Origin of the sequence: Pseudomonas sp., assembly GCF_030150285.1 — a bacterium.
GTDB lineage: Bacteria > Pseudomonadota > Gammaproteobacteria > Pseudomonadales > Pseudomonadaceae > Aquipseudomonas.
Window position 1 is genome coordinate 12,439 of the sequence record NZ_JASLGE010000013.1, and the last position, 25,411, is coordinate 37,849.

Below are 25,411 nucleotides of genomic sequence, written 5' to 3' on the forward strand. Positions count from 1 at the left end.
CACTCTTGTGTTATGGCGGCCATGTGCGGGGCATCTTCGGGTGCGCCGAGTTTGCGAGACTCCTCGGTCTGTCAACCCGCGCATAGCTGCCACCCTCTTCGATTGACAGCGGACGGGTGACAGCTCCAACGCCTGGAGTCTTTCGCATGAACAAGATCGTCCCCGACCCACCCCTCGACACCCTCCACACCCGCGCCCATCGTGGCACGCGGCTGTTCACCATCCACCCTGGCATGGCAGCGCGAGACGCGCTGGCGCACGTGTCGCTGCTGCTAAAAGGCGCGGAATTAAACGCCGACGACATCAGCGGCCACCTTTCAGGGCTTGAAGCCGAGCAACTGTGGCACGTGATTCACAACATGGAGATGGCACGCGGCCTGGTGGATTCGCTGCTGGCCGATTAATGCTCGTCGTTGTACACGAACTTGGGCATTTCCCAGTTAAAACGAATCGCCAGCAAGCGCAACAGCAACCCACCGAACAAGGTGACGAAGATCGCCTGTTCGTTGGGCATGTTCAGGTACGTGCACAGCAAGAAGCACCACGCGGCCGCAAATGACACACTGGCATACAGTTCACGGCGGAAGATCAACGGGATGTCGTTGCAGAAGATGTCCCGCAGGATGCCGCCGAACACGCCGGTAATCACCCCGCTGACCGACGCCACCAGCATGCCCTGCCCCATTTCCAGGGCGGTCATGCAACCGATCAGGGTAAACGCCACCAGGCCCAGCGCATCGAGCACCAGAAACAGCGAGCGCAAATGGCGCATCAAGGGCGCAATAAAAATCGTCACCAACGCGGCAAAACTGGTGAGCACCAGGTATTCCGGGTGTTTGACCCAAGTAAGCGGGTAGTGGCCCAGCAGCACATCGCGCACCGAGCCTCCGCCCAGCGCGGTCACGCAAGCAATCAGCACCACGCCAAACCAGTCCATACCCCGACGCCCGGCAGACAGTGCACCGGTCATGGCTTCAGCCGTAATGGCAACTAAATAGAGCATCAACAACATGGCGGCGATCCTTGCAAGAAGGCGCGCAGTCTACTCAGTTGGCCTGAGCACCAAAAGGGCCCCCCCCTGCAGGCGCGAGCTTTTCATCTGCAAAGGCTCGCGAACAAACAGGTGCGTACCCCAAGGGACAAAAAACACACTCCACCTGTAGGAGCGAGCTTGCTCGCGATCTTTTGACCTTCAAAGGCTCGCGCCTACACACAGCAAACAACCGTGCTTAGAACTTGATGAAGTGTTTACGGTAGTGCTGCAACTCGGCAATGGACTCGCGGATGTCGTCCAGCGCCAGGTGAGTGCCCTTCTTCACCAAGGTATCGCGCACCTCCGGTGCCCAGCGCGCAACCAGTTCCTTGAGCGTGGACACATCCAGGTTGCGGTAATGGAAGTAGCTTTCCAGCGCTTTCATGTGGGTGTACAGGAAGCGACGGTCCTGGCAGATGCTGTTGCCGCAGATCGGTGATTTGCCTTTGGGCACCCATTGTTCAAGAAAGGCCAGGGTCTGCGCTTCGGCCTCGGCCATGCTGGTGGTGCTGTCCTTGACCCGCTGGGTCAGGCCACTGCCGCCGTGGGTGCGGGTGTTCCACTCGTCCATACGCGCCAGCACGTCGTCGCTGTGGTGAATGGCAATCACCGGGCCTTCGGCCAATGTATTGAGGTTACTGTCGGTGACGATGGTGGCCATTTCGATAATGACATCGTTGTCGGGGTCCAGACCGGTCATTTCCAGGTCGATCCAAATCAGGTTCTGCGCGTTTTGCATAATGGCCTCCAGTGCTTAGTCGCGCAGTTTAGCTTAGGCCTGCAACCCTCGTGCTAAACTCGCCTGCGTTTTACCCCTCTTATCGTTTTATCAACACGGAACACCCATGGCCAAACGCCAGCTCAATCGCCGCCAAAACTGGCGCATCGAAAAGATCCAGGGCGAGCGCGCCGCACGCGCCGCCAAACGCGAATCCAGTGCCATCGAAGCGCTTGAGGGCGGCGACCTGGGCCCCGAGCAACTCGGGCTGGTGATCGCGCACTTCGGTGTGCAGGTCGAAGTCGAGGCTCAAGAAGGCGAGCTCAAGGGCCAGCTGTTCCGCTGCCACTTGCGCGCCAACCTGCCCGCACTGGTCACGGGCGACACCGTAGTGTGGCGTGCGGGCAACCAGGGTATCGGCGTGATCGTCGCCCAGTTGCCGCGCAAGACCGAGCTGTGCCGCCCCGACAGCCGTGGCCAGCTCAAGCCGGTAGCGGCCAACGTCGACATGATCGTGATTGTGTTCGCGCCCATGCCCGAGCCCCACGCCAACCTCATCGACCGTTATTTGGTGGCCGCCGAGCACGCCGGGATTCGCCCGCTGTTGTTGCTCAACAAGGCCGACCTGATCGACGATGAAAACGCGCCGGCGTTGAATGCTCTACTGGGTGTGTACCGCCAGTTGGGTTACCCGGTGCTGGAAGTCTCGGCCCATCACGGCGACGGCATGCAGCAGTTGCAAGCCAAGCTGGACGGTCATATCAGCGTCTTTGTGGGCCAGTCGGGCGTGGGCAAGTCGTCGCTGGTCAACAGCTTGCTGCCCGAGGTCAACCTGCGCGTAGGCCCGCTGTCCGAAATTTCGGGCCAGGGCACGCACACCACCACCACCGCGCGGCTGTTCCACTTCCCGGGCGGCGGCGAACTGATCGACTCGCCGGGTATTCGTGAGTTTGGCCTGGGCCACGTCAGCCGCAGCGATGTGGAAGCGGGCTTTATCGAGTTCAACGACTTGATCGGCCGCTGCCGCTTCCGCGACTGCAAGCACGACCGCGAACCGGGCTGTGCCTTGCTGATGGCACTGGACGATGGCCGCGTGCAGCAACAGCGCATGAACAGCTATCGCTCCATCATCGCCAGCCTGCCTGAATCGAGCTACTAAAACCGCAGAACGTGTAGGAACGTCGTGCTTTGGCTAGCCGCGACACCGCCACGGAGCAAGGCCTATGTGGCCAATATGGCAAAACCTGTAGGAGCGAGCTTGCTCGCGATCTTTTGACCTTTAAAAGATCGCGAGCAAGCTCGCTCCTACGGATCACGGGGCCTTGTCGTCGAACAGGTTGAGCTTCTGGCGCTCTTCATGCATCGGCATGGGTTGTTGGTCGGGCGGCAAGGTGATCGGGTCATTCAGTACGTTGGGCACTTGCTCAGGTGTGACAGCTTCCGCGCCCTGCTCGCCCTCGATCTCTTGTTGCGCCTTTTTGGTCAGCACCACAATGTCGATACGACGGTTGACCGGGTCGGTCGGGTGAGCCTTGTCAAAAAGCACTGACGACGCATACCCCACCACCCGCGCCACCTGGCGCTCCGGGTAGCTTCCGCCCAAGAGCGCGCGGCGCGCAGCATTGGCGCGGTTGGCCGACAATTCCCAGTTACCGAAATCCCCCGTGCCCACATACGGCGTCGCATCGGTGTGGCCGCTGATGCTGATTTTGTTGGGCACAGCTTTAATGGTGTCGGCCATCGCCAGCAAAATATCTTCAAAGTACGGCTTGAGCCGCGCGCTGCCCACGTCAAACATCGGCCGGTTCGCCGCGTCCATGATCTGAATGCGCAGGCCGTCCGGGGTGATTTCAAACAGCAATTGATCCTTGAACTTGCGTAACTGCTGGTTCTCTTCAACTTTGTTCTGCAGCTCTTGCAGCAACAACTCCAGGCGCTCTTTCTCGACCTGCTCGGCCAGGCTTTCCACCTGATCGGCGTCGATCTTGATTTTGTCGGGCTGGGGTTGCAGTTTTTCTTCGGGGTTGAGGGTGTTGTCCGGTGCCAATGCAGGCGTACCGCCCAGGTCGATGATGTACGGCGTACCACTTTCGGAAAACCCGATCGGGTCTTTGAAGTAACCGCCGATGGCAATTTTCTGGTCCGGGGTGGCGGCGGTCATGAGCCACAACACCAGAAAGAACGCCATCATTGCCGTGGCGAAGTCCGCAAAGGCGATCTTCCAGGCACCACCGTGATGGCCTGCGGCATAGCGCTTGACGCGCTTGATGATGATGGGCTGGTTGTTTTCCATCACTCAGCGCCCGCGAACCACTTGTTCCAGCTCGGAAAAGCTAGGCCGGTGCTTGGGGTAAAGCACTTTGCGGCCAAACTCGACGGCCAGCGAAGGCGGCATGCCCGAGGCCGACGCCACCAGCGATGCCTTGATCGACTCATACACGTTGAGTTCTTCTTTGGCATCGTGAGCCAACGACGTGGCCAGCGGGCCAAAGAAACCATAGGCGGCCAAAATACCAAAGAAGGTGCCCACCAGCGCCGCCCCTACGTGCATGCCGATGGCCGATTGGTCGCCCTCGCCCAACGACGCCATGGTCACTACGATGCCCAGCACTGCCGCCACAATACCGAAGCCCGGCATGCCGTCGGCAATGCCGGTGATCGCGTGGGAGGGATGTTCCAACTCTTCCTTGAGGTTGAACAGCTCCATGTCAAAGAGCCCTTCCAGTTCATGGGGGGCCATGTTGCCCGACGACATGATGCGCAGGTAATCGCAGATAAAGGCCGTCATGCCTTCATCTTTAAGGACGGTGGGGTACTTGGCGAAAATCGGGCTCGCGGCGGCGTCCTCAATGTCGCTTTCGATGGCCATCATGCCTTCGCGCCGACTCTTGTTGAGGATCTCATACACCAGGCCCAGCACTTCCAGGTAGAACGCATGGGTGAAACGTGATCCGAACATGCTCAGTGATTTTTTGATCACGTGCTTGGTCATGTAACCGGGGTTCGCTTGCAGGAACGCACCAAACGCCGCCCCACCAATGATCATGACCTCAAAAGGCTGAATCAACGCGCCAATTTTGCCGTGGGAAAGGACGTATCCGCCGAGCACACTCGCGAACACGACGATGATGCCGATAATTTTTGCCATAGCGATAAGGGTACTTACTGAGTCGGGTTCAAGAGCGTATTCCAGCACGAGTGAAACTCTTCTTCTCCTTATCGGCAAATGTGCGCCAGACTATAGCCTGAAACACAAAAAGCCATTCGCCCCTTTCGGGCGTGTACACACTTGATGATGACCGCGCGCCCATCATGGCTATAGAAATGACCACATCGGCCCCGACGCCCTCCTCACTCGACGCCTGGGTCAGTTGCCTGGATGCCGTGCAGTTGCCGATCCCTTTGCACAGCCATACGCAGGTGTGCAAGGCCATCAACGACAGCCGCCGTTCATTGCGTGACATTGCCGAGGTGATGCAGGGCAGCCCCGCGCTGGCGCTGAGCCTGATCCGCGAAGCCAACCAACACCGGCAAAGCAGCTTGAGCGAACCGGCCGAAAGCCTGGAGGTGGCAATCAGCCGCCTCGGCCTGGCCCGTACGAAAGAAGTATTAGAGCAACTGCCAGCGCTGCCCGTGGAGAACCTGCCGCTGGCGTACCGGCAAATCCAGCTCATCAGCCAGCACGCCGCGCAGCAAGCCATCGGCCTGTTCGGCACCCGCCTGGCGCGGCTCTGGAGTGAGCTTTACTGGGGCAGCCTGCTCTTTCTCTCGCCGTTATGGGCCATGGCGCTGGCCTACCCCAAGAAGCTCGAAGAATGGGAGCTGCGGGTCATTCACCAGAACGAATGTGCCCGCCGGGTAGAACTGGCCCTGTTCGGGGTACGGCTGTTCGATATTTGCCGGGTACTGGCTGAACAATGGCATTTACCGGGCTGGGTGCTCCAGGGCCTGACCCTGATTACCGAGGAGCAACACACGCTGGCTCGCGCGCTGCACATCGCCCGCGACTACGCCCACCCGCTGCACCAGCAACAGCGACTGGACGCGGACCCAGCCTTGCGCCGCTGGCTGAACCATCCGGCGAACAGCGTGTTGCTCGCCAACGGCCTGGCACTGTCAGCCCACGGCGCGTGGAACACCGCCCACACGCTGCGCTGGCACTACCTCACAAGCCTGTACCTGCAGCTACCGCTCGATGAACTCCAGCAGCTTGTGCACCAGAATGCCGCGAGCAGCGCGCGCTACCACGCCATGCCCGACTTGTGGCACCCGGCCGAAGCGATGCTGTGGCCGTGGAATATGCGCCGCGTCAAACAGCTCACCTCTGCGGTCCCGCCGCCGTCCGCACAAGCCCTGGCCGAGTGGCGTAAACACTGCGCGCAGTTGTTGGCTGAACCCAGCGCCTTTACCAACCCCATGCACCTGACCACCTGCGCCCGCGAGGCGCTGCTGGCATGCGGCATGCGCCGGGTAATGGTGCTGATGGCCGATAACACCGCCACCTTCCTGCGCGTGTTTCAAATCGCCGGGTTGCCCAAGGCCAGCTTTGACCTGAAGTTGACTGTGAGTGACAGCACCGCCTTGCAGCGCCTGATGACGCAACCAGCACAAGTGCGCCTGACCCCCGAAAACAATGCCGTGATTTCGGCCGTCTTGCCCCACGCCCTGCGCAGCCTTTTCCCCGGGGAACACCTGCTGCTACGCTCGCTGGGCAGTAAAGGCCGCGTGGTGATGCTGTTGCTGGCCGACCAGGGCGGCGGGCCGTTTTCGCCGACCAGCGTGCAAGCGTTCGGCAAGACAGCACAGTGCATCGAAAAAGCCCTGACTACCTTTACCTCTCGCGGGCGCTAACGCTTGCGCTACAATCTGCCCCTTTTCTGCTCTGGAGACCTCACATGCCTGACTTCTCTGGCTTGGCGCTGGTGATTGAACCCCGCGAGCTGCATGCCCGCCTGGATGCGCCCAACCTGATCGTGGTCGACCTGACCAGTGCAACTCGCTACGAAGCCGGGCATCTACCGGGGGCTCGCTTTGTCGACCCCAAGCGCACCCAGTGGGGCCAGCCACCGGCCCCGGGCCTGCTGCCGGGTACGGCCGCATTAGAAGCCCTGTTTGCTGAGCTGGGCCACACTGCGGACTCGGTCTACGTGGTGTATGACGACGAAGGCGGCGGCTGGGCCGGCCGGTTTATCTGGCTGCTGGATGTGATCGGCCACAAGGCTTACCACTACGTGGACGGCGGGCTGCTCGCCTGGCAAGCCGATGGCTTTGAAGTGTCCACCGTTGCGCCTCCCACGGTGGAGGGCTCCGTGCGCCTGACCTTGCACGACGAGCCCACGGCCACCCGCGAATATGTGCAGAGCCGCTTGGGGGCCGACGACCTGGCGATCTGGGATGCCCGCAGCCCGGCCGAATACGCCGGGGAAAAAGTATTGGCGGCCAAGGGCGGGCATATTCCTGGCGCGAAGAATTTCGAATGGACCGCCGGCATGGATAAAAACCGCCACCTGCGTATCCGCACTGACATGGCCCAGGTCCTTGAAGAGCTGGGTATCACGCCGGACAAAGAAGTGATTACTCATTGCCAGACCCATCACCGTTCTGGCTTCACCTATCTCGTGGCTAAAGCGCTCGGTTACCCGCGCGTCAAAGGCTATGCCGGTTCCTGGGGCGAATGGGGCAACCATCCCGACACCCCCGTTGAACTGCCTGCACACCATTAAGGACCCCGAATGAAAAAGCGTTTATTCCTCCTCAGCCAGTACCTGCTGCCGCACCACCTGCTGTCGCGTTTGGCTGGCTGCGTTGCCGAGTGCCGCGTGCGCTGGTTTAAAAATGCGTTCACCACCTGGTTCGTCAAGCGTTACCAAGTGGACATGTCCCAGGCCCTGGTTGAAGACGTCACGGCGTACGAACACTTCAACGCCTTCTTCACCCGCGCCCTGAAAGAAGGCGCTCGCCCACTGGACCCAACCCCGGGTGCGGTACTGTGCCCGGCCGACGGCGCTGTCAGCCAGCTCGGGCCGATTGAGCACGGGCGCGTGTTCCAGGCCAAGGGCCACAGCTACAGCGTGCTGGAATTGGTGGGCGGCAACCCGGCCGTGGCGGCACAGTTCATGGGCGGAGACTTCGCCACCATTTACCTGTCACCCAAGGACTACCACCGCGTGCACATGCCGCTGGCCGGCACCCTGCGCGAAATGATTTACGTACCGGGCCGCCTGTTTTCAGTCAACCAGACCACGGCCGAAAACGTGCCGGAACTGTTTGCTCGCAACGAGCGCGCGGTGTGTATTTTTGATACCGAACGCGGCCCGATGGCCGTGGTATTGGTGGGGGCCATGATCGTGGCGTCGATTGAAACCGTGTTTGCCGGGTTGGTGACACCGCCCAAGCGCGAGCTGAAAACATTCCGCTACGACGAAGCAGCCCGCGCGCCGATCCACCTGGAGAAAGGGGCCGAACTGGGTCGCTTCAAACTGGGTTCAACGGCCATCGTGTTGTTTGGACCTGAACAGGTCAAATGGGCACACAGCCTGACGGCAGGCTCACCCGTGATGATGGGCGAGAAACTCGGCGAGTAACGCCTTTGCCTGTGTAGCAGCCGATTGCTCGCAATCTTTTGATGGTTAAAAGATCGCGAGCAAGCTCGCGCCTACACAGGTTCTCCAGGCGTCAGGCCTGGCCGTTACGGTCGCGCTGCCCCAGCAGGTACAGCACGCCGTCCAGGCCCAATGTCGAAATCGCGTACTTGGCCGATTTCTTCACCAGCGGTTTGGCGCGGAACGCCACGCCCAGCCCGGCAATTTCCAGCATCTTCAGGTCATTGGCACCATCACCGACCGCAATGGTCTGGTCGAGGGTAAGGCCTTCCTTGAGCGCCAGCTCACGCAACAAGTCCGCCTTGCGCTGTGCATCCACGATCGGCTCAACCGCAACGCCGGTGACTTTGCCGTCGACCACTTCCAGCTCGTTGGCAAACACATAGTCGATGCCCAGTTTCGCCTGCAACTGCTTGGCAAAATAGGTGAAACCGCCCGACAAAATGGCCGTTTTATAGCCCAGGCGTTTGAGCTCAGCGAACAGCACTTCAGCGCCTTCGGTCAGGCGCAGTGACGCACCAATGGCATCCAGCACGCTCACGTCCAGGCCTTTGAGCAGCGCCAGGCGCTCTTTGAAGCTGGCCTTGAAATCCAGCTCGCCGGCCATCGCCCGCTCGGTGATTTCAGACACCTGGTCACCCACGCCCGCCGCCTTGGCCAGTTCGTCGATAACTTCGGCTTCGATCAGCGTGGAGTCCATGTCGAACACCGCCAGACGGCGATGGCGGCGGAACAGGGTTTCTTCCTGAAGGGCGATGTCGACCTTGAGCGCTTGCGACAGGTCGAAGAGGTCAGCGCGCAAGGCTTCGATATCGGCCGCCTCGCCCGTGATGCGCAACTCGATGCAGCTTTTGCTCAGGTGAGTGGGCGCATCCAGCGGCACACGGCCCGACAGGCGATCGGTCTGCTCAATGTTCAAACCGTGCTGACTGATGGTTGACGTCACCCCCAGCAGCTCTTGCGCAGTGACCTGGCGGCTCATCAGCGTAACCACGTGGCGCTTCTGGCTCTGATCGCTCACCCAGGCCGTGTAATGCTCTTCGGTGATGGGGTCAAAACGCAGTTGCAATCCTTCTTGGGCGATCAACGGCTGAAGGTCTTTGAGCACCGCCGAGACCTGATCGGCCTGGGACATTTCAACCAGAAAGCCCAACGACAAAACGCCATGGATGACGGCCTGACCGATGTCGAGAATAGTCACACCATTGGTGGCCAATACACCGGTAATGGCCGCCGTGAGACCTGGACGGTCTTCACCTGTGATGTTTATCAGGACGATTTCGCGCAAGGCACACCCCCATTCGCTGAAAAAAAACGCATTCTACCCACTTTCAGTGACCATCGGGCATCGCCAAGGCTTTGCCGCCTCAGGGCTGCTCGCTATACTGCGCTCCAACTTAACGGACTAAGAGCCGCGCTCAGTGAACCGGCCAATGCCTGTCAAAAACGATAACTTCTTCCTGCTGATCTTCCGGGCCCTGCGCGATCGTCGCGTTCCGATTGCGCTGCGTATTGCCACTCACAACGTGATCCTGGTCGCTCTGGCGCTGGTAATTTACGCCGGGGTCATGGGCTTGCAATTCAAGCAGGCCATGCATGAGCAGGCCGATGCGCTGGGTCAAAGCCTGACCACACAAACCGCCACCTCGGCGACTGAGTTGCTGGTGTCCAACGACATTCTCAGCCTCAATGTGTTGCTCAACAACCTGACCAAAAACCCGCTGGTGGCCCATGCAGCCATTTATAGCGTGGACAACCGCATCCTCGCCGAAGCCGGCCAGCGCCCCAAGAACAGCCTGCTGGGTGAAGCCGAGGGCGTGTACCAGACCAAAATCACCTTCCAGGACGTGACCGCCGGGCACCTGCGCATCAGCCTGGACATGAACCAGTTCGACCAGCCCATGACCATCAGCTTGCAGAGCATGGGCATTTTGGCCGCTATTTTGTTGGCCTTGGCGCTGGCCCTGAGCCTGCGCCTGGGCCGTCACATCACTACGCCCCTGCTGCAACTGCGCGTGTGGCTGCGCGAGCCGGACCCGTACACCCCGGCCATTACTCGCCAGGATGAAATCGGTGACTTGGCGCGCCAGCTTCATAACCGTCTGGCCCCCCCCGCGCCGGAGCCTGAGCCGGAACCCGAGCCGGATGACGAAGCCGAAGACGAAGACGACGAGCCGGCTTTCGAAGTGCGTAACCTGCGCGACCCTGATTTTGACGAAACACCGCCCGCCCCGGCCCCCAAAGCTGCGCCGCGCCAAGTGATCAGCGCGCAAGAAGACGACAACGAAGAAGACCCGTTTGCGGACCTGCGCGATACCGGCACGGCTATCGCCACCTCAACACCGCAGGCCAAGCCGCAGCCCGCCGTTTCTGCTACACCGCAACCGAGTGCCGTACTCGCCGTACAGCTAGGTGCGCAGGAACAGTTGCGTCGCCTGCCACGCGCCCGCTTGACCGACTTGCTTGAACGCTACCGCGACTGCCTGGACCAGGCCGCCTCGTTGTATGACAGCGAGTTGCACACCCTGAACGATGGCAGCACGCTGATGCTGTTCCACAGCGAAACCAGCGGTGACGACTACCTGACCAACGCCATTTGCTGCGGCGAGTTGTTGCGCGCCCTGGGCCACGCCCTGCAGATCGAGGTGGCTGACAGCGGCATCACTTTGCAACTGCAGTTGGGCCTGGTGTTGGGCGAAGGCCTGAACGGCATGAGCCAGATTGACCTGCTGCTGACCGAGACGGCACAAGACGCCCTGGCGCTGTCGCAACACAGCCGCAACTTGCTGCTGGTAGAGCGCAAAATCAGCGACGACGCCCTGATTCGCCAACGTGCTCGCATTCGCCCGATCGCCAGCCCTGAGGGTGCCTGCTGCGTTGAGCGCCTGATGGAGCCTTACCCGTCAATGCTCGAACGCCAGTTGGCGCGCATGCACGAGAACCGCGCTAAAACCTGAATGGCGAACGGCAGGCGCAGCCTGTCGACGCTCGATTGCTCGCAACCTTCTGATCGTTAAAAGATCGCGAGCAAGCTCGCTCCTACAGCGAGAGGCCCTGAAGGTGCGTACCCGTTGCCCAAGCATGAGGTTGCGATGGGCGGCCCAGCGGCCTGCACCGCCACCTCGTCAGCAACGACAAGAACAAAAAATCCCGCACAAGTGCGGGATTTTTTATGCCTGAAAACGGGCTTAGAACCGGAACACTTCCATGTCGGTGCGAATCGGTGACGCCATCGGGATCTTCGGTTTATTGTCCTGTTTCGGCGCGGCCTTGGCCTCGGGTTTGCGCGGCTCAACCAGCGGCGGCTGATTGGCCAATGGCTTGACCGCCGCCGCCAATTGCTCGCTCAACTGTTGCAGCAGCAACCCTTGAGCCTTGACCTGCTCGGCCGTGCTGCCGGTATGCGGCTGCTCCAGGTGAATCATGCGGTTATCGCGCACCTGACCACGCCGGTCGAGCAAGCGCCATTGCGCATCCAGCACGGCAGGCTGTTTGATGCCCGAGTCCAGGCGCGTAATCGACAACAACACTTGCACGTCCGGGGTAAAACCCGCTGTCGCCGGGGCCAGCACCACACGCTGGCTGTCCAGACGCCAAGCCAACTGGCGTAACAGTAACTGATCGATATCGGACGACAGGCTACCCGCCCAACGACCGTCCGTAGCCGCGCTGAGGCTGCCGTCGGTTTGACGCTGCAGCAGCGTTTCGCGTTGCAGGTAATCCGCCAGGGTCACCGGGCCAAGGACCACCGCCATGCCCGCACTTTGCTTGGGCTGGCCGGGGGTGCCGCTGTCCAGTTGGTAAAGGACCGCAGGCTGATGCACGCTGCACCCCGCCAGCCCCAGCACACCGGCCAGCAGCGCAATTAAAGGAAGACGTAGAAGATTCATCATTCCATCCAGGTGACCGCCATCCGGCGCGCCACAGTGTGATTCTCGAGAAAGCTTTCGGGCAAATCGCCACTATGCGACGCCGAAAGAGCGCCACATCATCCGCGAATATCCAGCCCGACTCCAGCGCTGTAACGCCGATCTACGCGATAAAACGCAGACCGGGTAGGCTCATCCGCGCTTATTCGGGCACATCAACCAGCAACGCGTCCACGCGCTGGAAGCCACGCGGCAGTTTATTGCCACGTCGGCCACGCTCGCCTTTGTAGTGCTCCAGGTCGTCGGCCTTGAGTGACAACGTGCGCTTGCCGGCCTGCAACACCAGGGTGGCGTTATCAGGCAGCACGGCAATGGCCGTCACATACTCTTCGCGGTTGGCCACACGTTCTCCAGGTATGCCAATGATCTTGTTGCCCTTGCCTTTGCCCAGTTGCGGCAGGTCGCTGACTTTGAAAACCAACAACCGGCCTTCTGTGGTAACGGCCGCCAGCCAGTTGTGCTCGCGGTCGGCCACCGGGCGCGGCAGCATGACCTGCGCGCCTTTGGGCAGGCTCAGCAGTGCCTTGCCCGCTTTGTTCTTGGCTTGCAGGTCTTCGCCCTTGACCACAAAACCGTAGCCGGCGTCGGAGGCAATGACGTACAGCGCATCGTCATCGGGCAGCAGCACGCACTCAAAGGTCGCCCCCGGTGGCGGTGCCAAACGGCCGGTCAGGGGCTCGCCCTGGCCACGGGCCGACGGCAGGGTATGCGCCGCCACCGAGTAGCTGCGCCCGGTCGAGTCAATAAACACCGCGAATTGGTTGGAGCGGCCTGTTGCGGCCGTTTTATAGCCATCGCCGGCTTTATAGGACAAGCCCGTCGCGTCCAGGTCATGACCTTTACCGCAACGCACCCAACCCTTTTCAGACAGCACAACCGTCACTGCTTCAGTCGGCACCAGCTCGTTTTCTGACAAGGCCTTGGCTTCTGCGCGGGCCACGATGGGTGAACGACGGTCGTCGCCATAGGTTTCGGCGTCGGCCAGCAGTTCGCTGCGCACCAGTTTTTTCAGCTTGGCTTCACTGCCCAGCAAGGTTTGCAGCTTGGCTTGTTCTTTGCGCAGCGCGTCTTGCTCGTCGCGCAGCTTCATCTCTTCAAGACGGGCCAATTGGCGCAAGCGCGTGTCGAGGATGTAGTCGGCCTGGATTTCGCTCAATTCGAAACGGGCGATCAGCTGTACCTTGGGGTGTTCCTCGGTGCGAATGATGTGAATCACTTCGTCGAGGTTCAGGTAAGCGATCAACAAACCGTCCAACAGGTGCAGGCGGCGCTCGACTTTATCGAGACGGAACTGCAAGCGGCGGCGCACAGTTTGTACGCGGAATTCCAGCCACTCCACCAGCAAGGCACGCAGGTTTTTCAGCTGCGGCTTACCGTCCAGGCCGATGATGTTGATGTTGACCCGGAACGTGGACTCCAGCTCGGTCACGGCGAACAAGTGCTGCATCAACTCGTCGAGGTCGACTTTGTTGTTGCGCGGGATGATCACGATACGGCACGGGTTTTCGTGGTCAGACTCGTCACGCAGGTCGGTGACCATCGCCAGCTTGGTCGGCTTGGCCTGCATCAGCGCGGCGATTTGCTCCAGCACCTTGGCACCCGACACCTGGTGCGGCAATGCCGTCACCACAATGTCGCCGTCTTCGATGTGGTACACGGCACGCATACGCACCGAGCCGCGACCGGTCTGGTAGATCTTCAGCAGGTCGGCACGCGGGGTAATGATTTCGGCTTCAGTCGGGTAGTCCGGGCCTTGAATATGCTCGCAGAGTTGCTCGACCGTGGCCTTGGGCTCGTCGAGCAAGCGCACGCACGCCGTGGCCACTTCACGCAGGTTGTGCGGCGGCACGTCGGTGGCCATGCCCACGGCGATACCAGTGGTGCCATTGAGCAGGATGTTCGGCAAACGCGCCGGTAACACAGCAGGTTCGTCGAGGGTGCCGTCAAAGTTCGGCACCCAGTCCGCCGTGCCCTGGCCCAGTTCGCTGAGCAGCACTTCGGAATAACGCGACAAGCGCGCTTCGGTGTAACGCATGGCCGCGAATGACTTGGGATCATCCGGCGCACCCCAGTTGCCCTGGCCGTCGACCAGGGTGTAGCGGTAGCTGAACGGCTGCGCCATCAGCACCATGGCTTCGTAACAGGCCGAGTCGCCATGGGGGTGAAACTTACCGAGCACGTCACCGACGGTACGCGCCGATTTCTTGTGCTTGGAATCTGCATCCAGCCCCAATTCGCTCATGGCGTAGACAATGCGTCGCTGCACAGGCTTGAGGCCATCACCGATATGCGGCAAGGCCCGGTCCATGATCACGTACATGGAGTAGTTGAGGTAGGCCTGTTCGGTGAAGTCGGCCAGTGACCGGCGTTCTACGCCGTCCAGGCTGAGATCAAGGGAGTCGCTCATGCGGACCTCATTCAGTATGTTGACTGGCGCAACAGCATGGTGCCGTCACGCTGAGTAAATTCAAGTTGGTTCAAGGCGCTCATGCCCAGCAGCACTTGTTCGCCTTCAAGCCCGGGCGCAGCCACCGCACGCACGTCGCGCAGCACGATGGCCCCCAGTTGCAGGCGGTCGATCCGGGTGCGATAGCCCTGCGCACGGCCATTGGCGGTGCTCAGGGTGACGGGCACGCCTTTGGGCAACGCCAGTTGCCGGGCCAGGTCCAGCGGCACCGCCACATCGGTGGCCCCGGTATCGAGTAAAAATTCTACGGGCACGTTGTTGATGCGCCCGCTCGCCACAAAGTGACCCTGCACATTGCCCCGCAACGTGACTTCGATATACCCGTCGCCTTGCTGCGAGGTCACTTCCGTGTTGGGGTTTTCCTGCTTTTGCTCCCAGCGCCCGAAAAACTGGGTCGCCAGGTACAACCCCGCACACCAAGCCACGATCATCAAGACGCGCCCCGCGCCCTTGCCCGGTGCCTGAGTGCTCATGGGTTAGCGCTCCAGCCGCCCGGCGGCGCAGCAAAACGCCACACCACGGGGCGCTTCTCGCCATCGGCACGCACATGGTCGCCGTTATCGACACCGATCCATGCACCGCTGGCATCCAGGCTCAAGGCTTCGGTGTTGCCATAGGCGATGTGGTACTGGCGGGCATCGGTCAAGGCGTCGTTGGCAAACGACCAGCAGCGCTCTACTTCACCCGTGTTCAGGGTGCGACGGCACACCTGGTACGCCATTCGCTCCAGGGTGAAGAGTTTGCCCTCGAACAGCACCAGGTCAGCAAAATCCTTTTGCCGCGCCTTGACCTTGAGTTGCGGCGGCGGCGCTTGCAGGCCACCTTCACTCATCAGCACGCAGCCACCTTCGCAGTCCCACACGCGCTGTTTTTTGCGCACGGTCAGCAAACCACGGCGTTCACGCTCGGCCGCCAACCAGATCTGATTGCCCTGCGGGTTGACCGCAATGCCTTCAAACAAGGCGTTGAAGTGAAGCAACATGCCGCTGGCGCGCGCCTGGCGTACCAGCGCCGGGTCAATTTTCAGCCAGGACGGTGAGCCCAGCGGCGGTACCAGCAGCACCGCTGCATGGGCTTCGCTGACCACGTAGCGATTGCCCGCGTCATCACAACTGATGCCTTCGAAATCCAGATCCCCGCCGCGCAAGGGGGCAATGGCTTTGCCCATCATGCGCACCCCCCACGGCAAGCCGCTTTCAGGCGGGGGCGGCACGTCAATACTCATCGGCTCGGCCTGCCACAGGTCCGCGCGGGTATCGAGGTAGTAAATCTGGTCATCATCACGATCAGATACTGCCCACAGCTCCCCCTGACACAGCGCCAGCCCCGACAAATTGCCACCGCGCATACCTTCCACGGCATGCTCGGACTGCAACACCAGCTCAGGCCAGGTCTCAGCCATGACCGGCGTCGCACTCAGGCACAGCATCGCCAGTACGGCGCTGCGCATCAGGCCAGCACCTGCGCCAGGTTGCCTTTGGACTCGAGCCAAGACTTGCGATCACCCGCACGTTTTTTCGCCAGCAGCATGTCCATCATTTCCGAGGTGGCGGCAAAGTCTTCCAGGGTCAGTTGCACCAAGCGCCGCGTGTTGGGGTCCATGGTGGTTTCGCGCAGTTGCGGCGGGTTCATTTCACCCAGGCCCTTGAAGCGTGTGACCTGCGGCTTGCCGCGTTTTTTCTCGGCCACCAGGCGGTCGAGAATGCCGTCGCGCTCAGCCTCGTCGAGGGCATAGAAAATTTCCTTGCCCAAGTCGATGCGGTACAGCGGCGGCATGGCCACATACACGTGACCCGCGTCCACCAGCGGGCGGAAGTGCTGCACGAACAGCGCGCAGAGCAAGGTCGCAATGTGCAAGCCGTCGGAGTCGGCGTCGGCCAGGATGCAGATTTTGCCGTAGCGCAGTTGGCTGATGTCCGCCGCGCCGGGGTCGACACCAATGGCGACGGCGATGTTGTGCACTTCCTGGCTGGCCAGGACTTCGCTGCCATCGACTTCCCAGGTGTTCAGGATTTTGCCGCGCAACGGCAGAATTGCCTGGAACTCCTTGTCCCGCGCCTGCTTGGCCGAGCCGCCGGCAGAATCACCTTCCACCAGAAACAACTCGGAGCGCATCGGGTCTTGCCCGGCGCAGTCGGCCAGCTTGCCGGGCAGCGCCGGGCCTTGGGTGATGCGCTTGCGCTCAACTTTCTTACTGGCTTTAAGGCGTCGGCCGGCGTTATTAATCGCCAGCTCGGCCAGTTGCATGCCCAGCTCAGGGTTGGCGTTAAGCCATAGGCTGAAGGCATCTTTGACCACGCCCGAGACAAACGCCGCGGCCTCACGGGACGACAGGCGCTCTTTGGTCTGGCCGGAGAATTGCGGCTCCTGCATTTTCATCGACACGACGAAGGCGATGCGCTCCCAGACGTCTTCCGGGGCCAGTTTTACACCCCGTGGCAACAGGCTGCGGAACTCACAGAACTCGCGCATGGCATCCAGCAAACCCTGGCGCAGGCCGTTAACGTGGGTGCCGCCCTGTGCGGTGGGAATCAGGTTGACGTAGCTTTCCTGAACACTGTCGCCCCCCTCGGGCAGCCACAGCAACGCCCAGTCGATGGCTTCTTTATTACCCGCCAGGCTGCCGCAGAAAGGTTCGTTGGGCAGGCGCTCGAACTCGCTGACCGCATCTACCAGGTACGAGCGCAGGCCATCTTCGTAGTGCCACTCGACCTTTTCTTGGGTATTTTTGTCTTCGAAAGTGACCAGCAGCCCTGGGCACAGCACAGCCTTGGCTTTAAGCACGTGCTTGAGGCGGCTGACCGAGAATTTCGGGGAGTCGAAGTATTTCGGGTCCGGCGCAAAGTACACGCTGGTACCCGTGTTGCGCTTGCCAACGCTGCCGATAACTTCAAGGTCAGTCGCCTTGTAGCCGTCAGCGAAGGTCATCTGGTATTCGTTGCCGTCGCGCTTGACCTTGACCCGAACCAGCGTCGACAGCGCGTTGACCACCGAAATACCCACACCGTGCAAGCCGCCGGAGAACTGGTAGTTTTTGTTGGAGAACTTGCCGCCCGCATGGAGCTTGGTCAGGATCAGTTCGACGCCTGGCACGCCCTCTTCAGGGTGAATGTCCACCGGCATGCCGCGCCCATCGTCGCTGACTTCCAGCGAGTGGTCGGCGTGCAAGATGACATGCACCGATTTGGCGTGACCGGCCAAGGCTTCGTCGACGCTGTTGTCGATGACTTCCTGGGCCAAGTGGTTGGGCCGACTGGTGTCGGTGTACATGCCGGGGCGTTTGCGCACCGGGTCGAGGCCCGAGAGGACTTCGATGGCGTCGGCGTTATAAGAGCTAGCGCTGGGAGTGGCCATAGGGTCTCGTCGTTAGTCGTCAATGAAAAAGTCGACCGGTGCCCTAAAGCGCCGAAAAGTCGATAGTTTGATACTGTTTGGCATCGATACCGGAAAAGTTCAACAGCGCGGGCAGTTGCTGAGCAAACCCCAGGTAACTGTGATCGCCACCGGCCTGAATGCGCAATGCACACGCCATGTAGTACTTTTCGGCATGGCGGTAATCAAGGGTTTCGTCGCCCGTTTGCAACCATACCTGATAACGCTGCGGCTCCCGGAGGGCGACCACTTCCAGTTCCGCCAGGGCGTCCACGTGATCGTGGGTCAGCTCCCAAGTGTGGCCGGTGTAATGGTTGGTTTGCGTGCCCAAGTAACCGTCAAACATCCGATGCGGGCTGACGGCCGGGTTAATCAGCAAGGCTTTGAGGCCCATCAGTTCGGCCAAATACGTCGCATAGTAGCCGCCGAGCGAGCTTCCGACCAGCGTAGGGCTGCCCAGTTCACTGATCGCCGCCCGCAATTGCACCAGCGCTTCGCGCGGATGATGATGCAAGGCTGGCACCCGAAGCTGATCACCCAAGCCCATTTGCTGCATTGCTGAGGTCAACAGGGTGGATTTCTTCGACTCGGGAGCGCTGTTAAACCCGTGGATATACAAGATGGAACCGGACATGCATCACTCCCGAGGACAGTTGGGGCCGAACACAAAGGTGCGCAGTTTAGCCTGACTCAAGCCCCCTGACTCGCCCCGGTTCAGGTCGCGCCACTCAGTAATTGTTCGCGCTGTAATCGGGTTCGAACACAAAGTCCTTAACCCGCGACACGCCGGTGTGCAGCGTGCCGTCCGGGTGCAGGCGCAACCAGCGATAACCGGGAGCCTCCTGGCTGACCTTGAAATCGTCGCTGCCCACCGCGAACTGAACGCAGGTCGACGGCGTCGCCAATAACCGGACACCGTTGCGCACCTGATCAAAAGGTTGGTGCACATGCCCCCACAACACGGCGCGCACTTGGGGAAACCGCTCCAGCACTTGCCAGAATTTCGCGGCATTGTGCAGGTTGATCGGTTCAATCCACGCGCAGCCCACCGGCACCGGGTGATGGTGCAGGCACACCAGATGATGACGGTCCGGCGCTTCGCTCACGGCTTGCACCAGTAAGCGCAGTTGGTCGTCTTCCAGGTAGCCGTGAGATTTGCCCGCCACGGCCGAGTTGAGCAGTGTTATGCGCCAGTTGCCAATATCGATGGTGGGCTTGAGCAGGCAACTGTGCACCGCCGCCTCAGCCATGGGCTGCAACTCATCGTGATTGCCAGGCAGCCAGCGGGCGCGGGGCGACAGCCCTTCGGTCATGCGACGAAAACGCTGGTAGGCCTGCACGGTGGTGTCTTGCGACAAATCGCCCGTGGCCAGCAACAGGTCGATGGACGGCTGCTCGGCGCGCACCAGTTCAATCACCTGTTGCAGGCTGTCAGCGGTGTTGAGCCCCACCAGCGAACCGCCCTCGTCCGCGAACAAATGGCTGTCCGTCAACTGCACCAGCAGCACCGGGTCGTCGGTGGTCAGCGTGGAAACATTAGGCACGGCGCTCTCCCGCACAAAGTGGATATAAAAAACTGGCAGTCGGCAATTTTACTCACTTTCTATCGGCGCGAGCAGGATGCGTGATCATCGTTAACGATAGCGCGTGTTCGCGGGAAAAACTCGCCCTGTTTGACACGATTAATCGCGTAGCGGCCGAACTCAGCGAACTTGCGCGTACTCATGACCGCAGGCCAGGCAGTGGCTCAGCCATTCGCCCAGAAACACATTGAGCTGAGCCTTTTCATCAGGCTGGTGCATGGCCACGTTGGGGTACGGATAAATGCTGCGAAACCGCCGCGCATGCTCGGCAGCCACCACTTCAGCCATGCGCGCGTCGTGGTACACCTGCACCTGCAATTCCGGTACCGGCAACCACGGCAAGCTGTGTTCCTGGCGCACGCGCAAGGTGCTGGTATAGGGGCAATCGAGCAGCACTTCGAGGGTCAGGACGCCGAGCATCTGGTCCCCTTGGGTCACGGCAATACGGCGCGCAGCCGGTTGCCCACGCATATCGGGCAACAAACGCATCAGACGCGCATAGTTGGCTTCGCAGGCGGCCTGCAAGCCAATCAAGTCGACCTTATAACGATCGCGCAGCGCGTTTACGACCATAACCCCCTCACTTCAGCGCGATTAAGCGCCAGCCATTGCAGGGCAATAATGCTCGCTGCATTGGAAATACGTCCATCACGTACTGCTTGCAGCGCATCTTCATACGCCCAAACGGTAACTTTGATGTCTTCCGCTTCTTCTTCCAGGCCGTGCAAACCGCCGATACCGTCGGTGCTGCAACGCCCCAGGTACAGGTGCACAAACTCAGTGCTGCCGCCCGGTGACGGGAAATAGCGGGTGATCGGCCACAGCGAAGAGAACGTCACGCCAGCTTCTTCTTCACCTTCACGGTGAGCGACTTCCTCAGGCACTTCGTCCCGATCGATCAGCCCGGCGACCAGTTCGATCAGCCACGGATTGTCGGTTTTGCCCAGCGCCCCTACCCTGAATTGCTCGATCAGCACCACTTCGTCGCGCTGCGGGTCATAGGGCAGCACACACACCGCATCGTGGCGTACAAACACTTCGCGACGGATCTCACGGCTCATGCCACCGGCAAACAGCTCATGGCGCAGGTGCACGCGGTCGAGTTTGTAGAAACCCTGGAAGCAGGCTTCGCGTTTTACGATCTCGACAGCGGTTGGCGCGGCCTTGGCGATGTCAGTCATTTGAACCTCTTGCTGGCGAATTCACACCGGGGGTGGCCCTCGGTATCGCGCATCCTATCGCGCCTGTCGTGACAGATGCAGCCCCTTTTACAGCACGGGGATAGACGAACCGCCCGCAAACCTCCTTTAATTGACACCCTTGAGTTTAGTGGCGAACGGACTCCTTCGTAGGGAGTCAGATGGCCATGCTTTAACTTTTTACGTGTTTATGAAGGACGACCATGTCGCTTTTAAAGTATGCCTCCCTGACTTGCATCGCCCTCACGCTGGGGGCTTGCCAAAGCGTATTCCAGCCCTCCGGCCCCAAGCCGCTGGCGTTCACCCCGGACGCGTCCGAACAGCTCAAGGCCGGCTGCAGCGGCGATGATTGCCCGCTGGTCAATATCGAAACCGTACAGTTTGCCAACGCGCCAGCCCTCAATGCGCTGATTGAACAGCGCTTGTTGAACATGACCGTCAATTCGCCCGACGAAAAAATGGCACCGTCGCTCGCGGCCTACCGCGAACAGTTCCTGCGCACCGCGCAACCACGCAACAGCACGTATTTGCAGGCAAAAGTACGTGAGCAGCATGACGGTCTGGTGATCGTTGAACTGTCCAGTTACCTGGACACCGGCGGCGCGCATGGCATGCCGGGGCGTGGCTTTATCAACTGGTCGGCCAAGGATCAGAAACCCGTGACTTTGCAAGATATGCTGCTACCCGGCCAGGAGCAGGCGTTTTGGGGAGCCGCCAAAGTGGCTCACAACAATTGGTTGATCAGTAACGGCTACAGCAACGACCCGGCGTTTGTTAAAAACTGGCCGTTCCAGCAAACCCCTAACGTGGCGCTGCTCAAGGACAACGTGGCGCTCAAGTACGACGTGTACAGCATTGCCCCGTACTCTGAAGGTCATGTTGAGTTGCAGATTCCTTACTCGCGCCTGAACGGCATTCTCAAACCCGAGTGGTTCCCGACCCAACACTAGCCCTCCCGGTAAGAGCAACCGTGTCGACACTTGATGGCTCGCGATCGTTTAAGCATAAACAGATCGCGAGCACGTTCGTTCCTACCCGTTAGCTTTTTTACGGCCCAACACCCCCATCAACCCCCCGGCCAGCAACAACGCCGGCAAGGTTGCCCCAACATCCGGGTACAGGTTGGCCAGCAGGTGGTAGGTGCTCACGCCACCCAGCCACGCCAGCAGGCTCGGCCAGCGCAGCAGCGCCGAGGCGACCTGAGCGCTGCGTTGGCGCAGGATAAAGTGGTCCACCAGCACCACCCCAAACAACGGCGCAAACACCGAACCGATCAGCAGCAAGAAGTTCTGGTACTGCGCCAGCGGTGCCAGCAAGGCAATCAAGGTGCAGATGACGCCAATGGCCAACGCCAGGTGTTCAACCTTCAAGCGCAACAAAAACCCGCTCGACACCGCTGCTGAGTGAATATCGGCAAACGCGTTTTCAGACTCGTCCAGCAGAATCAGCAACAGCGGAATGCCCAACCCCGCGCCCGCCAGTGCCAACAACAGCGCATTGACCTCGCCGCTCGGCGCAAACGCCAAGGTGTAGGCCACGCCCAGGCTCATCAGCCAGAAGTTGCCCAGCAAAAAGCCCAGCGCGGTGCCACCAAACACGCTGTTGGCACGTTTGCCGAAGCGCGAATAGTCGGCAATCAACGGCAGCCACGACAGCGGCATGGCGATAGCAATGTCAAAACCCACGGCGAACGGCATCGATCCATCGCCCTTATGCGCCCATAATGCCGTCAAATCAGCTTTGGCAAAGAGGTTCCAGGTGAGCCACAGGCACGCTGCCAGCAACAGCCAGATGCCCCATTTACGCAACACCTTGCGCACAAATGCCAACGGCCCGCTGACGGCGAGCAACGTGGCCAGGGCCCCAAAGAACAAGGTCCAGAACAGTGGGTTGCTCAGCCAACGGCCTTCACCGAAGGCGCGGGTGCCGAGCAGGCTGGCCGCATCGCGCATCACGATGATTTCAAACGCCCCCCAGCCAACCAGTTGCAACACGTTCAACACCGCAGGCAGCGCGGCACCGCGACTGCCCAGGCTGAGTGTTAACGCGGCCATGGAGGACAGGCCCGTGTCACTGCCAATAACCCCGACCGACGCCAACAACGCCACGCCCACCAGCGTGCCAAGAAAAATCGCCAGCAGCGAACCCGACAGGCCCAGCCCCGGTGCCAGCAAGGCCCCGGTCTGCAACACCATCAGCCCGACGCCGAGGGAGAACCACAATGAAAACAGATCGCGAGTGCCGAACACGCGCTTGTCCAACGGGACGGCGGTATCCGGCGAGTAAGTGTTGGGTGTGTTCAAAACATCATTCTCGAAAAGGACCAAACCCGTAGTCGCTGACGAGAGACGAGGCTGCGATAAGGGCCGCAGGACCTTCAACAACAGGGTCGCTGCGCAACCCATCGCAGCCTCGTCCCTCGACAGCGACTACAAATGGGCGCCAGCGGCGGCTGGCGCGTTTACATCACACCTTCTTGTACAACTGGCTGCCTTCCTGCTTGAAGCGCTCAGCCTGTTCCGCCAGGCCTTTGGCCACGTCGACGTCGACCGCTTCGATGCGCTGGTTGGCGGCGTAGATGCGCACTTCCTGAGTGATTTTCATCGAGCAGAATTTCGGCCCGCACATGGAGCAGAAGTGCGCAACTTTGGCCGAATCTTTCGGCAGGGTTTCGTCGTGGTACGAGCGTGCGGTATCCGGGTCCAGGCCGAGGTTGAACTGGTCTTCCCAACGGAACTCAAAACGCGCTTTGCTCAACGCGTTGTCGCGGATTTGCGCGCCGGGGTGGCCTTTGGCCAAGTCAGCCGCGTGGGCGGCAATTTTGTAGGTGATGATGCCGGTCTTCACGTCATCCTTGTTCGGCAAGCCCAGGTGTTCCTTGGGCGTGACGTAGCAGAGCATGGCGCAACCGAACCAGCCAATCATCGCCGCGCCAATGCCCGAGGTGATGTGGTCATAGCCCGGCGCGATGTCGGTGGTGAGGGGCCCTAGCGTGTAGAACGGCGCCTCGCCGCATTCCTTCAGCTGCTTGTCCATGTTGATCTTGATCTTGTGCATCGGCACGTGGCCGGGGCCCTCGATCATCACCTGGACACCGTCTTCCCAAGCGATCTTAGTCAGCTCGCCCAGGGTTTCGAGCTCGGCGAACTGCGCCTTGTCGTTGGCGTCGGCGTTGGAGCCGGGGCGCAGCCCGTCACCCAGCGAGTACGACACGTCATAGGCCCGCATGATCTCGTTGATCTCGCGGAAATGCGTGTAGAGGAAATTCTCCTTGTGATGCGCCAGGCACCATTTCGCCATGATCGAGCCGCCGCGCGAGACGATACCGGTGACCCGGCTGGCGGTCAGGTGGATATAGGCGAGGCGCACCCCGGCGTGGATGGTGAAATAGTCGACCCCCTGCTCCGCCTGCTCGATCAGCGTGTCGCGGAACAGTTCCCAAGTCAGCTCCTCGGCGACGCCGCCGACCTTTTCCAGCGCCTGGTAGATGGGCACCGTGCCGATCGGCACCGGCGAGTTGCGCACGATCCATTCGCGGATCGTATGGATATTGCGGCCGGTCGACAGGTCCATGACCGTGTCGGCGCCCCAGCGTGTCGCCCAAACCAGCTTGTCGACCTCTTCGGCGACCGATGAGGTCACGATCGAGTTGCCGATATTCGCGTTGACTTTCACCAGGAAATTGCGGCCGATGATCATCGGCTCGGTTTCCGGGTGGTTGATGTTGTTGGGGATGATCGCGCGTCCGCGCGCGATCTTATCGCGGACAAACTCCGGCGTGCAGAAGTCGGGGATGGAGGCGCCGAAGTCCTCGCCGTCGCGGATGGGCTTTGAGCCCTGCTCGCGGCGCAGGTTCTCGCGGATGGCGACGTATTCCATCTCCGGCGTGATGATGCCGGCGCGGGCGTACTGCAGCTGGGTGACGATCTTGCCGGGGGCGGCCTTGCGGACGGGGGAGCGGGCGGGGAATTCCGGCACCAGGCGCTCGCCGGTGGCGAAGCCGTTGTCCTCCGGCTTGATCAGGCGGGGTTCGGCCACGGCCTCGGTGTCGCCACGGGCGATGACCCAGGCGTCGCGGGCTCTCGGCAGGCCCTTCTCGATGTCGATCTCGGCGGTCTCGTCGGTGTAGGGGCCCGAGGGGTCGTAGACCACCACCGGCGCCTCATTGGCGCTGGGGTGCAGGGTGATCTCGCGGAAGGGGACGCGGATGTCGGGATGCAGTTCGCCCGCCGCCTAGATCTTGCGGCTGCCGGGGATCGGGCCGGTGGCGATCTCGCCGGTGGGGATGGTGAGCGGACGGGTGGGGGCGTTCATGACGGCGCGGCCTTGCAATGCGAGGGGATGCCGGGGAACGGAGGGGGCGCGGTGGGTGCGCGTCTGTCCCTCTCCCTTCGCCGGCATGACCCGGATCAGGTTCGGCGGGTTTGCGGCGGGTAGCGCCGCGTCTCAGCCCGTCGTGGGCTCCCCGGAGAACAGGGGCAACCTAGACCTGTGGGGGCGTGGGTCAA

General features: G+C 61.0%; 22 protein-coding genes, 1 pseudogene and 1 riboswitch. Of the genes and pseudogenes, 7 read left to right on the plus strand and 16 right to left on the minus strand.

The features are described from left to right. Positions 1 to 146 precede the first annotated feature (146 nt). Positions 147 to 404 (plus strand): hypothetical protein, encoded by a 258-nt coding sequence (locus Q1W15_RS01725; RefSeq protein WP_300719861.1) that lies wholly within the window; start codon positions 147 to 149, stop codon positions 402 to 404. Here Q1W15_RS01725 and Q1W15_RS01730 read toward each other — a convergent pair. Further along, positions 401 to 1,012: a trimeric intracellular cation channel family protein gene (locus Q1W15_RS01730; protein ID WP_019411146.1), complete on the minus strand. Its 612-nt coding sequence runs from the start codon at positions 1,010 to 1,012 to the stop codon at positions 401 to 403. The genes Q1W15_RS01725 and Q1W15_RS01730 overlap by 4 nt on opposite strands. A gap of 217 nt (positions 1,013 to 1,229) precedes the next feature. Beyond that, positions 1,230 to 1,772 (minus strand): oligoribonuclease, encoded by a 543-nt coding sequence (gene orn / locus Q1W15_RS01735; RefSeq protein ID WP_300719862.1) that lies wholly within the window; start codon positions 1,770 to 1,772, stop codon positions 1,230 to 1,232. Positions 1,773 to 1,878: 106 nt separating this feature from the next. On the opposite strand from orn, the gene rsgA reads away from it, so the two are divergent. Beyond that, positions 1,879 to 2,910 (plus strand): small ribosomal subunit biogenesis GTPase RsgA, encoded by a 1,032-nt coding sequence (gene rsgA / locus Q1W15_RS01740; protein ID WP_300719863.1) that lies wholly within the window; start codon positions 1,879 to 1,881, stop codon positions 2,908 to 2,910. 153 nt (positions 2,911 to 3,063) lie between these two features. Here the strand turns inward: rsgA and motB are convergent, their stop codons facing one another. Both motB and motA read right to left on the minus strand, forming a co-directional pair. Further along, positions 3,064 to 4,044 (minus strand): flagellar motor protein MotB, encoded by a 981-nt coding sequence (gene motB / locus Q1W15_RS01745; protein ID WP_300719864.1) that lies wholly within the window; start codon positions 4,042 to 4,044, stop codon positions 3,064 to 3,066. Positions 4,045 to 4,047: 3 nt separating this feature from the next. Further along, a complete protein-coding gene (gene motA, locus Q1W15_RS01750; RefSeq protein ID WP_300719865.1) occupies positions 4,048 to 4,899 on the minus strand; it encodes a flagellar motor stator protein MotA in 852 nt (283 codons plus the stop codon). Positions 4,900 to 5,075: 176 nt separating this feature from the next. Between motA and Q1W15_RS01755 the strand changes: the two genes are divergently transcribed. From Q1W15_RS01755 to asd, 3 genes are read left to right on the plus strand one after another with little or no spacing between them, the layout of a single operon-like run. After that, a complete protein-coding gene (locus Q1W15_RS01755; RefSeq protein WP_367280619.1) occupies positions 5,076 to 6,602 on the plus strand; it encodes an HDOD domain-containing protein in 1,527 nt (508 codons plus the stop codon). Between the two features lie 44 nt (positions 6,603 to 6,646). Next, a complete protein-coding gene (locus Q1W15_RS01760) occupies positions 6,647 to 7,474 on the plus strand; it encodes a rhodanese-like domain-containing protein (RefSeq protein ID WP_300719867.1) in 828 nt (275 codons plus the stop codon). A 9-nt stretch (positions 7,475 to 7,483) separates the two neighbouring features. Next, positions 7,484 to 8,335, plus strand: a complete 852-nt coding sequence (gene asd, locus Q1W15_RS01765; protein ID WP_300719868.1) for an archaetidylserine decarboxylase — start codon at positions 7,484 to 7,486, stop codon at positions 8,333 to 8,335. Between the two features lie 91 nt (positions 8,336 to 8,426). Here the strand turns inward: asd and serB are convergent, their stop codons facing one another. Continuing rightward, on the minus strand, positions 8,427 to 9,641 hold the full coding sequence (serB, locus tag Q1W15_RS01770) for a phosphoserine phosphatase SerB (protein ID WP_300719869.1): 1,215 nt from the start codon (positions 9,639 to 9,641) through the stop codon (positions 8,427 to 8,429). A 133-nt stretch (positions 9,642 to 9,774) separates the two neighbouring features. Here serB and Q1W15_RS01775 point away from each other — a divergent pair, with 133 nt between their 5' ends. Further along, a complete protein-coding gene (locus Q1W15_RS01775) occupies positions 9,775 to 11,310 on the plus strand; it encodes an AhpA/YtjB family protein (RefSeq protein ID WP_300719870.1) in 1,536 nt (511 codons plus the stop codon). Between the two features lie 231 nt (positions 11,311 to 11,541). Here the strand turns inward: Q1W15_RS01775 and Q1W15_RS01780 are convergent, their stop codons facing one another. The 9 genes from Q1W15_RS01780 to Q1W15_RS01820 form a co-directional block, all read right to left on the minus strand. Further along, a complete protein-coding gene (locus Q1W15_RS01780) occupies positions 11,542 to 12,243 on the minus strand; it encodes a membrane integrity-associated transporter subunit PqiC (protein WP_300719871.1) in 702 nt (233 codons plus the stop codon). A gap of 181 nt (positions 12,244 to 12,424) precedes the next feature. Next, complete coding sequence (gene parC / locus Q1W15_RS01785) at positions 12,425 to 14,689, minus strand: DNA topoisomerase IV subunit A (RefSeq protein ID WP_300719872.1); 2,265 nt, start codon at positions 14,687 to 14,689, stop codon at positions 12,425 to 12,427. A gap of 11 nt (positions 14,690 to 14,700) precedes the next feature. Then, positions 14,701 to 15,222, minus strand: a complete 522-nt coding sequence (locus Q1W15_RS01790) for a TIGR02281 family clan AA aspartic protease (protein ID WP_300719873.1) — start codon at positions 15,220 to 15,222, stop codon at positions 14,701 to 14,703. Then, complete coding sequence (locus Q1W15_RS01795) at positions 15,219 to 16,199, minus strand: esterase-like activity of phytase family protein (RefSeq protein WP_300719874.1); 981 nt, start codon at positions 16,197 to 16,199, stop codon at positions 15,219 to 15,221. The genes Q1W15_RS01790 and Q1W15_RS01795 overlap by 4 nt, the downstream gene beginning before the upstream one ends. After that, positions 16,199 to 18,103, minus strand: a complete 1,905-nt coding sequence (parE, locus tag Q1W15_RS01800) for a DNA topoisomerase IV subunit B (protein WP_300719875.1) — start codon at positions 18,101 to 18,103, stop codon at positions 16,199 to 16,201. The genes Q1W15_RS01795 and parE overlap by 1 nt, the downstream gene beginning before the upstream one ends. Positions 18,104 to 18,146: 43 nt before the next feature. After that, complete coding sequence (locus Q1W15_RS01805; RefSeq protein ID WP_300719876.1) at positions 18,147 to 18,755, minus strand: YqiA/YcfP family alpha/beta fold hydrolase; 609 nt, start codon at positions 18,753 to 18,755, stop codon at positions 18,147 to 18,149. A 94-nt stretch (positions 18,756 to 18,849) separates the two neighbouring features. Next, the gene (cpdA, locus tag Q1W15_RS01810; RefSeq protein ID WP_300719877.1) at positions 18,850 to 19,665 is read right to left on the minus strand and encodes a 3',5'-cyclic-AMP phosphodiesterase; all 816 of its coding nucleotides are present in this window, start codon (positions 19,663 to 19,665) and stop codon (positions 18,850 to 18,852) included. A gap of 159 nt (positions 19,666 to 19,824) precedes the next feature. After that, positions 19,825 to 20,277, minus strand: a complete 453-nt coding sequence (locus Q1W15_RS01815) for a DUF1249 domain-containing protein (protein ID WP_300719878.1) — start codon at positions 20,275 to 20,277, stop codon at positions 19,825 to 19,827. After that, positions 20,268 to 20,885, minus strand: a complete 618-nt coding sequence (locus Q1W15_RS01820; RefSeq protein WP_300719879.1) for an NUDIX domain-containing protein — start codon at positions 20,883 to 20,885, stop codon at positions 20,268 to 20,270. Before Q1W15_RS01820 ends, Q1W15_RS01815 begins: the two co-directional genes overlap by 10 nt. 221 nt (positions 20,886 to 21,106) lie before the next feature. Here Q1W15_RS01820 and Q1W15_RS01825 point away from each other — a divergent pair, with 221 nt between their 5' ends. Further along, positions 21,107 to 21,853 (plus strand): RsiV family protein, encoded by a 747-nt coding sequence (locus tag Q1W15_RS01825; RefSeq protein WP_300719880.1) that lies wholly within the window; start codon positions 21,107 to 21,109, stop codon positions 21,851 to 21,853. 81 nt (positions 21,854 to 21,934) lie between these two features. On the opposite strand, the gene cytX is transcribed toward Q1W15_RS01825, so the two are convergent. Both cytX and thiC read right to left on the minus strand, forming a co-directional pair. Beyond that, positions 21,935 to 23,206, minus strand: a complete 1,272-nt coding sequence (gene cytX / locus Q1W15_RS01830) for a putative hydroxymethylpyrimidine transporter CytX (RefSeq protein WP_300719881.1) — start codon at positions 23,204 to 23,206, stop codon at positions 21,935 to 21,937. Positions 23,207 to 23,369: 163 nt separating this feature from the next. Next, positions 23,370 to 25,118, minus strand: a pseudogene (gene thiC, locus Q1W15_RS01835) (phosphomethylpyrimidine synthase ThiC); the annotation flags it as partial. Between the two features lie 154 nt (positions 25,119 to 25,272). Further along, a riboswitch (TPP riboswitch) is annotated at positions 25,273 to 25,381 on the minus strand. Positions 25,382 to 25,411 lie beyond the last annotated feature (30 nt).

Excerpts from the sequence above, each read along its gene's own strand:
- parE (WP_300719875.1), bottom strand. The coding sequence starts at position 18,103 with ATGGCCACTCCCAGCGCTAGCTCTTATAACGCCGACGCCATCGAAGTC.
- rsgA (WP_300719863.1), top strand. The coding sequence starts at position 1,879 with ATGGCCAAACGCCAGCTCAATCGCCGCCAAAACTGGCGCATCGAAAAG.
- motA (WP_300719865.1), bottom strand. The coding sequence starts at position 4,899 with ATGGCAAAAATTATCGGCATCATCGTCGTGTTCGCGAGTGTGCTCGGC.
- parC (WP_300719872.1), bottom strand. The coding sequence starts at position 14,689 with ATGAGCGACTCCCTTGATCTCAGCCTGGACGGCGTAGAACGCCGGTCA.
- Q1W15_RS01820 (WP_300719879.1), bottom strand. The coding sequence starts at position 20,885 with ATGACTGACATCGCCAAGGCCGCGCCAACCGCTGTCGAGATCGTAAAA.
- asd (WP_300719868.1), top strand. The coding sequence starts at position 7,484 with ATGAAAAAGCGTTTATTCCTCCTCAGCCAGTACCTGCTGCCGCACCAC.
- Q1W15_RS01815 (WP_300719878.1), bottom strand. The coding sequence starts at position 20,277 with ATGGTCGTAAACGCGCTGCGCGATCGTTATAAGGTCGACTTGATTGGC.
- Q1W15_RS01790 (WP_300719873.1), bottom strand. The coding sequence starts at position 15,222 with ATGAGCACTCAGGCACCGGGCAAGGGCGCGGGGCGCGTCTTGATGATC.
- Q1W15_RS01730 (WP_019411146.1), bottom strand. The coding sequence starts at position 1,012 with ATGTTGTTGATGCTCTATTTAGTTGCCATTACGGCTGAAGCCATGACC.
- Q1W15_RS01825 (WP_300719880.1), top strand. The coding sequence starts at position 21,107 with ATGTCGCTTTTAAAGTATGCCTCCCTGACTTGCATCGCCCTCACGCTG.
- motB (WP_300719864.1), bottom strand. The coding sequence starts at position 4,044 with ATGGAAAACAACCAGCCCATCATCATCAAGCGCGTCAAGCGCTATGCC.
- Q1W15_RS01795 (WP_300719874.1), bottom strand. The coding sequence starts at position 16,199 with ATGCGCAGCGCCGTACTGGCGATGCTGTGCCTGAGTGCGACGCCGGTC.
- Q1W15_RS01725 (WP_300719861.1), top strand. The coding sequence starts at position 147 with ATGAACAAGATCGTCCCCGACCCACCCCTCGACACCCTCCACACCCGC.
- Q1W15_RS01805 (WP_300719876.1), bottom strand. The coding sequence starts at position 18,755 with ATGTCCGGTTCCATCTTGTATATCCACGGGTTTAACAGCGCTCCCGAG.
- Q1W15_RS01760 (WP_300719867.1), top strand. The coding sequence starts at position 6,647 with ATGCCTGACTTCTCTGGCTTGGCGCTGGTGATTGAACCCCGCGAGCTG.
- Q1W15_RS01780 (WP_300719871.1), bottom strand. The coding sequence starts at position 12,243 with ATGAATCTTCTACGTCTTCCTTTAATTGCGCTGCTGGCCGGTGTGCTG.
- Q1W15_RS01755 (WP_367280619.1), top strand. The coding sequence starts at position 5,076 with ATGACCACATCGGCCCCGACGCCCTCCTCACTCGACGCCTGGGTCAGT.
- orn (WP_300719862.1), bottom strand. The coding sequence starts at position 1,772 with ATGCAAAACGCGCAGAACCTGATTTGGATCGACCTGGAAATGACCGGT.